Source organism: Gelidibacter sp., assembly GCF_039916245.1.
Classification (GTDB): domain Bacteria; phylum Bacteroidota; class Bacteroidia; order Flavobacteriales; family Flavobacteriaceae; genus Gelidibacter.
The window spans coordinates 1-11,328 of the sequence record NZ_JBDSLS010000208.1 but is presented as its reverse complement, the minus strand read 5'-3'; the positions used below and the strand labels follow the sequence as shown (position 1 = coordinate 11,328).

Genomic DNA, 11,328 nt, shown 5'->3' with positions numbered 1-11,328 from the left:
GCAAAAGTTCGTGTGGAAGGTCTTCGTGATTACGGATCGGCGTTAAGTCCATTTAATGCGTTTCAAATCATTCAAGGTTTGGAAACTTTAGAATTACGTATCAAACAACACAGTAAAAATGCTTTGGAATTGGCCAAATGGCTTCAAGAGCAAGAGGAAGTCACTTGGGTAAATTATCCAGGTTTGGAATCAAGTCCTTATAAAGCGTTGGCTGATCAATATCTGCCGGAAGGCAAAAGTGGCTTGGTTACTTTCGGTGTTACTGGAGGTTATGAAGCGGCTAAAATAATTGCAGATGAAACCAAGTTGTTCTCATTGCTCGCTAATATCGGCGATACCAAATCACTCATCATTCATCCAGCAAGCACCACGCACCAACAGTTGCCGGACGAAGCTCAGGAACTTACTGGAGTTACAAAAGATTTAATTCGTTTGTCGGTCGGTCTAGAGGATATCGACGATTTAAAAGCTGATTTAAAACAGGCGTTTAAACTAGTTAGTGAATCTGTTTTGCAGAATTCAGCTAACTAATAAACCCCTAAATCATGAGCGAATTAACATTTAGTGTAAAAGGACACAGTGCTTCTGAGGCCAAATTTATTGCCAAAACCAGACAGTTTAAACTGGTGGTAGATGAACCTGAAGGTTTAGGAGGTACTGATGAAAATGCAAATCTGGTTGAATATATTTTGGCTGGTTTAGCAGGCTGTGTCAACGTAGTTGGGCATTTGGTAGCGAAAGAATTGGGATTCTCAATTAAGAAATTACATATAGAAGTGTCAGGAAACATTAATCCTGATAAATTATTTGGAGTTTCAAATGCTGAAAGAGCAGGTTTTAAGGAAATAGATTTAAAGTTAATTCCTGAGACCGATGCTTCTATTGAAAAATTAGCCGAATGGCTGCGAATTGTTCAAGATAGATGTCCAGTAAAAGATAATTTAACCAACATTACGCCTGTAAAGGTGAGTGTGGAAAAACAATATGCAGTTCAATAGATGTCACAATTAAATTACATCCAAATTCCGAATTATACCTTAGAAAGTGGTAAGACAATTGTTATAAAATTGTCTTACCAACTTTTTGGTAAACCTTTAGGCACGGCACCGATTGTGTTGGTCAACCATGCGTTGACCGGTAATAGCAATGTGGCCGGCGAAGGTGGTTGGTGGCTGGATCTTATTGGCGCTGATAAAGTGATTGACACCAATGTGTATACCATTTTGTCATTCAACATTCCAGGGAATGGCTATGACGGTTTTACTGTTGAGAATTACAAAGATTTCATAGCCAGAGATATTGCCAAATTATTTTTAGAAGGCTTGAAAGAGCTTAAAATCACGAAAGTTTTCGCCTTGATTGGTGGTTCGTTGGGCGGTGGAATTGCTTGGGAAATGGCGTTTTTAGCACCAACTTTAGCAGAACACCTTATTCCTGTAGCAACCGATTGGAAATCGACCGATTGGTTGATTGCCAATTGTCAAATTCAGGAACAATTTTTAGTCAATTCCAGTAATCCAGTTCACGATGCCAGAATGCACGCCATGTTGTGCTACAGAACGCCAAAATCTTTTAAGGAACGTTTTCAACGCAGTAAAAAGGACGATTCGGAAATATTTAATGTAGAGAGTTGGTTGTTGCACCACGGCAATAAATTACAGGAACGTTTTCAGTTATCGGCTTATAAATTGATGAATCAGTTGCTGAAAACCATTGATGTTACCAAAAATAATGGAGACGATCCTAACATTTTAAATGCGATCAATTCAAATATTACCATTGTTGGCGTCGATTCAGATTTGTTTTTTACGGCGGAAGAAAATCGCGAAACTCAAAAGCAATTGGCCTTAATCCATCCGAATGTAACCTATAGTGAAATCAATTCCGATCACGGTCACGATGCGTTTTTAATTGAATTTGATCAATTAGAAAAAATCATTGAACCCATTTTTAGACCAGATACAGCACATAAAAAAATGAAAATATTAAAATTTGGGGGGAAATCTTTGGCCAATGGCGAAGGTTTACAACGAACCCTATCTATCATAAAGAAAAAAGTAGAAGACCATGAAAAAATTGCCGTTGTTGTTTCGGCACGTGGGAATGCTACGGATGAATTGGAAGCTCTTTTGACCAAAGCATCGCATCGAGAAGCTTATCAAGATGATTTTGAAGCGTTCAAAACATATCAATCTGAACCGTTAAAATCTGTTGATTTTACACCTGAGTTTTCAGCGTTGGAAAATATATTCAAAGGCGTAGCGCTTTTGGGCGATTACAGCGATAAAATAAAAGCTGAGGTTTTGGCCGCTGGCGAAATCATTTCGTCTAAATTGATTACAGCCTTACTGAAAGCTGAGCATATCAATGCCAATGCAACCAATGCGACTACATTGATTAAAACAGAAGGCGATTATCTGAATGCACAACCTGTTGAAAAAGCGTCTCGTGAAAATGTTTTGGCACATTTCAAGAATTTCAATGGCACCACAGTGAATGTGGTTACAGGTTTTATTGGGTCGAATTCTAAAAATGAAACGACCTTATTAGGTAGAAACGGGAGTAATTATTCCGCTTCTTTATTGGCGAATTATTTAGATGCTGAAGAGCTTCAAAACTTTACGCACGTCAACGGAATTTATACGGCCAATCCTGATTTGGTGGCCGATGCTCAAAAAATTCGCGAATTATCTTTTGCTGAAGCCAATGAGCTTGCCAACTTTGGAACGAACGTTTTACATGCTAAAACCATCATTCCATTATTAGAGAAAAACATCAAACTTCGGATTTTAAACACCTTTAATCCTGATGATGAAGGCACTTTAATTTCTGCCAAAGCAAATACGAAGGAAGTGACCTCGCTTTCCATTTTGGACAATGTGGCGTTGATCAACTTTGAAGGCCGCGGATTGCTAGGGAAAGTTGGTGTCGATGCTCGAATTTTTAAAGCCTTAAGCCAACATAATATTAGCGTAAGCATTGTTTCGCAAGGTTCTTCCGAGCGTGGCATTGGTTTGGTCATTGATGCCGATAAGGCAACCCAAGCCGTAATTGCTTTGGAGCGTGAGTTTGAAAATGACTTTTACTCACAAGACGTGAGTAAAATTAGCGTAATTGATGACGTGTCCGTAATTTCGATTATCGGAATTGAGTTAGGCTCGTTTCATAAGCCATTCAATGCGTTGATAAAAAATCAGATTACCCCGTTATTATTCAATAATACGGTTACGGGCCGAAACGTAAGTTTGGTGGTCAGAAAAAATCAGCTTCATAAAGCGGTAAACGTGATTCATGGCGAAGTCTTCGGAATTTCCAAGAAAATAAATATTGCGATTTTTGGACATGGCGGAGTTGGTGGTGCTTTAATCAACCAAATTCTAAAATCGAAGGCCGATATCGAAAAGCGAAAAGGTATCAGTTTGAATATTTTTGCAATTGCCAATTCAAAACAAGTGCTATTAAATAAAAAAGGTGCCGATTCTGATTGGCAGAACGCTTTAGAAAACACCCCGAAAGGCTATGCCCTTCAAGATATTATGGACTTTGCAAAAACCCATCATTTAGAAAACCTAATTGCGGTGGACAATACGGCAAGTTCGGAGTTTTATCAAAATTATATTCCGTTGGTGGAAGCTGGATTTGACTTGGTGTCTTCCAATAAAATAGCAAACACGATTTCACACGATTTCTATACCGAACTCAGACGAAATTTGGACGATAACCAAAAGAGTTATTTGTATGAAACTACCGTAGGCGCAGGTTTGCCATTGATTGATACGATTAAGTTATTGCATGAATCGGGCGAGAATATCACACGTATTCGTGGTGTTTTCTCTGGAACTTTAAGTTATTTGTTCAATAATTTTTCGGTTCAGGATCAATTGTTTAGCACGATTATTCAGGAGACGATTGATAAAGGATTTACAGAACCAGATCCTCGTGAGGATTTCTCAGGAAATGATGTCGCACGGAAACTGTTGATTTTAGCAAGAGAGCTCGATTTGCAAAATGAGTTTGAGGATATTTCTGTGGAAAACCTTATTCCAGAAGCTTATAGAGAAATTCCAACTTCTGAATTTTTAAAGCAATTAGATGTTTTGGATGAAAAGTTCCAAGCGATAAAAGACCAACAGAAAGAAGGTCATGTATTGCGTTATGTTGGCGATTTGTCGGGCGATTTGTCACAGGACAAAGGAAATTTGGAGGTCAAATTAGTGTCCATTCCTTTTGATAGTACTTTAGGTCATATCAAAGGTTCCGATGCTATTTTCGAAATTTTCACAGAGTCCTATGGCGAGCAACCTATCGTGATTCAAGGTGCAGGTGCCGGAGCAGAAGTGACCGCTAGAGGCGTTTTTGGAGATATCTTAAGATTATCAAAACATATTAATTAGAAAAGAGCCACTTTCAGGCCAGACCTGTCAGGTTTTCAAAACCTGACAGGTCTTAAAAAATAATCGATGAGCAATTACAAATTCGAAACCGACGCCATCAGAATGCAAATGGAACGTTCAGAATTCATGGAACATTCCACGCCCTTACATTTAACTTCCAGTTTTATTTTTGAAGATGCCGAAGATATGCGCGCGTCTTTCGCTGAAGAAAAGGAACGTAATATCTATAGCCGGTTTACAAACCCGAATACTTCCGAATTTGTCGATAAAATGTGCAAGCTTGAAATTGCGGAAAGTGGTTATGCGTTTGCAACAGGAATGGCTGCGGTATTTTCAACCTTCGCCGCTTTACTTAATGCGGGCGATCATATTGTGTCGGCACGAAGTGTTTTTGGTTCAACCCACACTTTATTTACCAAGTTTCTACCAAAATGGGATATAGAAACCAGTTATTTTAAAGTCGAGGAGATCGATCACCTCGAAAGCCTTATTCAGCCGAACACCAAGATTTTGTTTGTGGAAAGTCCGACAAATCCCGCCGTGGATATCTTAGATTTAGAATTATTGGGGAAAATTGCCAAAAAGCACAATCTTATCTTCATTATTGACAATTGTTTTGCAACGCCTTATCTGCAAAACCCTATAAAATTTGGTGCGGACTTGGTTATTCATTCGGCTACAAAATTGATTGATGGGCAAGGCCGTGTTCTTGGAGGCGTGACTGTTGGCAGAGCGGATTTAATGCGAGAAATTTATTTGTTTTCAAGAAATACTGGGCCAGCCTTATCGCCATTCAACGCTTGGATTCTTTCAAAAAGTTTAGAAACCTTAGGAGTTCGCGTCGATAGACATTGTGAAAATGCACTTAAAGTTGCTGAGTTTTTGGAAGCTCATGATAAGGTTGCTTTGGTGAAATATCCATTCTTAAAATCGCATCCACAATATGAGTTGGCCAAAAAACAAATGAAACAAGGTGGCAATGTTGTGGCCTTTGAAGTGAAAGGCGGCATGGAAGCGGGCCGTCAATTTCTGAATCATTTGAAAATGTTATCGCTTTCTGCCAATTTGGGCGATACACGTTCCATAGCCACGCATCCTGCAAGTACAACCCATAGCAAATTGAGCGAAGCTGACCGTTTGGAAACTGGAATTTCTGATGGATTAGTTCGGATTTCAGTTGGATTGGAGCATGTTGATGATATTATTGCTGATTTAAAACAGGCACTTGAGAGCGCTTAATATCATCAAGGAATTTAAGAGAGTCTTTTTGTAATGACGTTCTTTTAAGTTGGAGTTTTCTTGTTAATTTTACTTTAATATCTTTTTGCTACTCCTTAATAATGCGTAATATTGAAGGTATGAGCGCAACATCTAATTATCGAAATTCATTTACGAGTTATAATATTTGTCTAAAAGATACTGTAGAAACCTTTAGCAAAGCTCTTTTTTATATGCTATTCGATGAGGAATATCGAGAGCATAAAAGTCAGTTTGTTGAGGATACATTTCTTGAGATTACCTCAAAACTTCAATTAGATCATGGAGAAGCATTATGGCGTCAATTTGAAAGCCAGTTTACCAGTATTCGAGAAAAGCTTGATTTAGATGCGCTTGCTATACTGCAAGGAGATCCAGCGGCAAAGAATTTAACAGAAGTCTATTTGGCTTATCCAGGTTTTCATGCCATTGCCATCCATAGATTAAGTCATGCTTTATACAATCTGAAATCATTTGTTATTTCTCGGATGATGAGCGAGCATGTTCACGGGTTAACTGGTATTGATATTCATCCTGGAGCAACCATCGGTGATTCGTTTTATATCGATCACGGTACTGGGATTGTCATCGGCGAAACTGCAATCATCAAAAACAACGTAAAAATCTATCAAGGTGTGACCTTGGGTGGCCTTCAAATTAAAAAAAGTTTGTCAGCAACAAAACGACACCCAACTATTGAAGATAATGTCACTATTTATGCCAATGCAACCATATTAGGCGGAGATATTGTAATCGGTGCGAATAGTATTATTGGAGCCAATGTTTGGATAACCCAATCTATTCCTGCAAATTCCTTAGTCACCTATCAAACCGAAATACAAATTAGTACGCGCAACAAATGATTAGAAGTCAATCAATAATCGATCAAATTGGAAACACACCACTCATTGAAGTTAAAAACTTAATTTCAAAAAACGGAGTGCGCTTATTCCTGAAGTTGGAAGGAAAAAACCCTGGCGGAAGCGTCAAGGATCGAGCTGCTTTTAACATGATTTCTGAAGCCTTGAAACGTGGTGAGATAAAAAAGGGCGATACTTTGGTGGAAGCCACTAGTGGGAATACGGGAATAGCCTTAGCATTTATTGCTCAATTATTGGAGTTGAAAATGGTTTTGATTATGCCGGAAAACTCTACGGAAGAGCGCATTAAAACGATGCGTGCTTATGGGGCCGAACTGATTTTGACTTCGGCTGATGAAGGTATTGAAGGCTCTCGCGATCTCGCGGAGCAATTGGAGCATGATAAAGGTTACTTTATGCTGAATCAATTTGCTAATGACGACAATTGGAAAGCTCATTACAAAACTACAGGGCCTGAAATATGGCGAGATACCAATGGCGAAATCACACATTTTGTATCCGCGATGGGAACGACTGGAACCATCATGGGGGTTTCCACCTTTTTGAAAGAGCATAATAAAAATATCAACATTGTTGGTGCACAACCAAAAGATGGGGCAAAAATACCAGGGATTAGAAAATGGCCTGAAGCTTATCTGCCCAAAATTTTTGACCGGTCTAAAGTAGATGAAATTATTGAAGTGAGCGAAGAGGAGGCAAAGCTCATGACTAACAGATTAGCTAAGGAAGAAGGTGTTTTTGCGGGAATGAGCAGTGGCGGTTGCGTGGCAGCGGCTCTGAAAATTGCTGAAAAATTAGACCACGCAGTTATTGTCGCCATTATTTGCGATATTGGGGACCGTTATTTATCTTCAAATTTATTTGATTAAAGTTGGTGAACCATTTTTTATGACCTAAATTCGCCTAAGTTCTTATTATTAATATTTGTTATCACGAAAGGCAGAGGGATTAGACCCATTGAAGCCTTAGCAACCCTTAATTCCTGCGTAGACAGGAATCTTTAAGAAGGTGCTAAATTCTACTTTATTCTGAAGTTATTTCAGGATTTAGACAGATAACCAAAGTGTATTTTCCTCTCACTTTCCTGATGACATTTTTATTTTTTTTACAAAATGTCAGATTTACAAAATTTATTACAACATCGTATTTTAGTTTTAGATGGCGCCATGGGCACTATGCTACAACGCTATAATTTTTCGGAAGAAGATTTTCGCGGGGAGCGTTTCAAAGATTATCCAAGTTCGCTTAAAGGCAATAATGATTTATTGTCATTGACGCAGCCACAAGCTATTGCTGATATACATCGTCAATATTTTGAAGCCGGTGCTGATATTGTGGAAACTAATACATTTTCCGGTACTACCATTGCCATGGCAGATTATAATATGGAGCATTTGGTTTACGAACTGAATTTTGAATCCGCTAAAATTGCCAAACAAATTGCAGATGAGTTTACCAAAGCCAATCCTGAAAAACCACGTTTTGTGGCGGGAAGTATTGGACCAACGAACAAAACTGCAAGTCTATCGCCAGACGTTAATAAGCCGGAATTTCGTGCCATTACGTTTGACGAATTGCGCATTGCTTACAAACAGCAAGTGGAAGCTTTGATTGACGGTGGTGTTGATCTGCTTTTGGTAGAAACTATCTTTGATACCTTAAATGCAAAAGCCGCTTTATTTGCGATCGAAGAAGTCAAAGAAGACCGAAATATTGACATTCCCATCATGGTTTCCGGAACGATTACCGATGCCTCAGGACGAACACTTTCTGGGCAAACTGTTGAAGCTTTTTTGATGTCCGTTTCCCATATTCCTTTATTAAGCGTCGGATTTAATTGTGCGCTTGGAGCTGACCAATTACAACCTTATTTACAACGTTTATCCAACGAAACCGAATTTTATACTTCTGCGCATCCCAATGCGGGCTTGCCAAATGCTTTTGGAGAGTATGAGCAAACAGCAAAAGAAATGAACGTGCTGATAGAAGAATACCTCAAAGATGGTTTGATCAATATCATTGGCGGTTGTTGCGGTACGACGCCAGAGCATATAAAGCTGATTGCGGATACCGCTAAGAATTATAAACCACGACGAGTCAATGTGCTAGCGTAAATAATTCCTTCCCTCTTGCATTGAGCTTGTCGAAATGAAGGGAAGGTGAATTCATCCCGCGAAATCGGGATGAAGACGGAAGGGTTGTTTTAAAAGATCAAAATGAATAATTCTTAACACCTTTAGGTCTTGAAAAGTTCCTGTGAAAGATGGAACTCTTTAGTTTCAGCGAAGCTAAATCTTATGAATAGAAAGAAAATGAAGAAACAAAACAAATACTTAACACTTTCAGGTCTCGAGCCATTAATAGTCACTCCTGAGAGTAATTTTATAAACGTCGGCGAGCGCACCAACGTCACAGGATCACGTAAGTTTTTACGTCTTATAAAAGACGAAAAGTACAGTGAAGCCTTAGATGTAGCGCGTGATCAGGTGGAAGGCGGTGCCCAAATCATCGACGTCAATATGGATGAAGGCATGTTGGATGGCGTTTTTGCTATGACCAAATTTTTGAATTTGATTGCCTCTGAGCCAGATATTGCCAAGTTACCGATCATGATTGATAGTTCCAAATGGGAAATCATTGAAGCGGGCTTAAAAGTTGTGCAAGGGAAATCGGTGGTTAACTCCATCAGTTTAAAGGAAGGCGAAGCCACTTTTATTCATCACGCTAAATTGGTAAAACGTTATGGTGCGGCTGTGATTGTCATGGCATTTGATGAAGACGGACAAGCCGATACTTATCAACGCCGAATTGAGATATGTGAGCGCTCCTATAGAATATTGGTGGACATTGTCCACTTTCCAGCTCAGGACATCATTTTTGATCCCAATATTTTCCCTGTGGCTACAGGAATGGAAGAGCACCGTTTGAATGCTTTGGACTTTTTCAATGCCACCAAATGGATTCGTGAAAACTTACCATATGCGAATGTTTCTGGCGGTGTGAGCAACGTGTCCTTTTCTTTTAGAGGGAATGATGTGGTTCGTGAAGCCATTAACTCCTCATTTTTATATCATGCCATTCAGCATGGTATGACGATGGGAATTGTCAATCCAACCATGTTGGAGATTTATGATGAAATTCCGAAAGATTTATTGGAGCATGTTGAAGATGTATTGTTCAACAGAAGAGAGGATGCCACCGAGCGTTTGTTGGATTTTGCCGAAACAGTAAGGACAAGTCGCGACTTGTCCGTAACTGAAAAAACTGTGCAAGAATGGCGAAATGATCCACTTCAAGAACGCATTACGCACGCTTTAGTAAAAGGTATCGAAACCTTTATTATTGAAGATGTCGAACAAGCACGTCAAGAAAGTCAAAAACCTATTGAAGTCATTGAAGGTCATTTAATGATTGGGATGAGTGTGGTTGGCGATTTGTTTGGAAGTGGAAAAATGTTCTTACCGCAAGTGGTAAAATCGGCGCGCGTGATGAAAAGAGCCGTCGCTTATCTTCAACCATTTATTGAAGCCGAAAAAGATGGCAAGCAAGCCTTTGCTGGTCGTGTGTTAATGGCCACGGTAAAAGGTGATGTGCATGATATAGGTAAAAATATCGTCAGCGTGGTTTTAGGTTGTAATAACTACGAAATCATAGATTTGGGCGTGATGGTGCCACCAGAAAAAATCATCGAAACTGCGATCAGGGAAAATGTAGATATCATTGGATTGAGTGGACTCATCACACCTTCCTTGGATGAAATGGTGTATGTGTCCAAAGAAATGGAAAAGAAAAACATCACTATTCCTTTGCTTATTGGAGGTGCGACCACCTCACGAGCGCACTCCGCCGTGAAGATTGCGCCAAATTATGCCCATACTGTTGTGCATGTCAACGATGCTTCAAGAGCGGTAACCGTAGTAGGGAATTTACTTAAAAAGGACAATCAGGTTTATAAAGAACAGATTCGTGAAGAATATGAGAAATTCCGTGAGCAGTTTTTAAAACGTGGCAAGACCAAGAATTTTGTGACGATTGAAGAAGCTCGGAAACGGAAATTTAAAATTGATTGGAATACTTCAGAAATTGTCAAACCCAACCAATTGGGTATTCAGATTATTCAAGATTTTGACCTTTCAAAATTGGTGGATTTTATCGATTGGAGTCCGTTTTTTAGAAGTTGGGATTTACATGGGAAATATCCTGATATCCTAACCGATGAGGTTGTAGGCGAACAAGCTGTTGAGTTATTTGCAGATGCTAAAGCCTTGCTGAAAATAGTGATAGAGGGAAAACTGTTGGGAGCAAAAGCTATTTTTGGATTGTTCCCTGCGAATACCGTAAATGATGATGATGTGGAGATTTATGATGAATCAGGGAATGTGAAAGCTACCTTTTTAACGCTTCGTCAGCAACTCGATAAACGTGAAGGCATCCCAAATTTTGCCTTATCCGATTTTATAGCGCCAAAAGATTCTGGAAAGCAGGATTATATGGGGTGTTTTGCTGTGACTACAGGTTTTGGAACGGCAGAGTTGGCAAAGGATTTTGAAGAAAAGTTAGACGATTATAACTCCATTATGATCAAGGCCATTGCCGACCGACTTGCTGAAGCCTTCGCAGAATATTTGCATAAAGAAGTGAGAACAATTCACTGGGGTTATGACTCCAATGAGAATTTGTCCAATGACGAATTGATAAAAGAAAGTTATAAAGGCATTCGTCCAGCGCCGGGATATCCTGCTTGTCCTGACCATTTGGAGAAAAAAACCATTTGGAAATTAATGCAGGTCAAAGAA

General features: G+C 39.3%; 8 protein-coding genes and 1 riboswitch. All 8 genes read left to right on the top strand.

The window, feature by feature from the left end; genetic code table 11:
* On the top strand, nt 1–531 hold a 531-nt coding region (locus tag ABIQ28_RS11075; protein ID WP_348037254.1), incomplete at its 5' end, for a PLP-dependent transferase.
* Nucleotides 532–545: 14 nt separating this feature from the next.
* The gene (locus ABIQ28_RS11070) at nt 546–998 is read left to right on the top strand and encodes an OsmC family protein (protein ID WP_348037252.1); all 453 of its coding nucleotides are present in this window, start codon (nt 546–548) and stop codon (nt 996–998) included.
* On the top strand, nt 999–4,394 hold the full coding sequence (gene thrA, locus ABIQ28_RS11065) for a bifunctional aspartate kinase/homoserine dehydrogenase I (protein ID WP_348037250.1): 3,396 nt from the start codon (nt 999–1,001) through the stop codon (nt 4,392–4,394).
* Between the two features lie 66 nt (nt 4,395–4,460).
* Complete coding sequence (locus ABIQ28_RS11060; RefSeq protein ID WP_348037248.1) at nt 4,461–5,633, top strand: aminotransferase class I/II-fold pyridoxal phosphate-dependent enzyme; 1,173 nt, start codon at nt 4,461–4,463, stop codon at nt 5,631–5,633.
* Between the two features lie 119 nt (nt 5,634–5,752).
* Nucleotides 5,753–6,514, top strand: a complete 762-nt coding sequence (gene epsC, locus ABIQ28_RS11055) for a serine O-acetyltransferase EpsC (protein ID WP_348037246.1) — start codon at nt 5,753–5,755, stop codon at nt 6,512–6,514.
* Nucleotides 6,514–7,401, top strand: coding sequence for a cysteine synthase CysM (cysM, locus tag ABIQ28_RS11050; RefSeq protein WP_348037256.1), 888 nt, complete (start codon nt 6,514–6,516; stop codon nt 7,399–7,401). The genes epsC and cysM overlap by 1 nt, the downstream gene beginning before the upstream one ends.
* A gap of 55 nt (nt 7,402–7,456) precedes the next feature.
* A riboswitch (SAM riboswitch) is annotated at nt 7,457–7,593 on the top strand.
* A 51-nt stretch (nt 7,594–7,644) separates the two neighbouring features.
* Nucleotides 7,645–8,646, top strand: a complete 1,002-nt coding sequence (locus ABIQ28_RS11045; protein ID WP_348037244.1) for a homocysteine S-methyltransferase family protein — start codon at nt 7,645–7,647, stop codon at nt 8,644–8,646.
* Between the two features lie 183 nt (nt 8,647–8,829).
* Nucleotides 8,830–11,328, top strand: a 2,499-nt coding sequence (gene metH, locus ABIQ28_RS11040) for a methionine synthase (RefSeq protein ID WP_348037242.1), incomplete at its 3' end; no start/stop codon positions are given.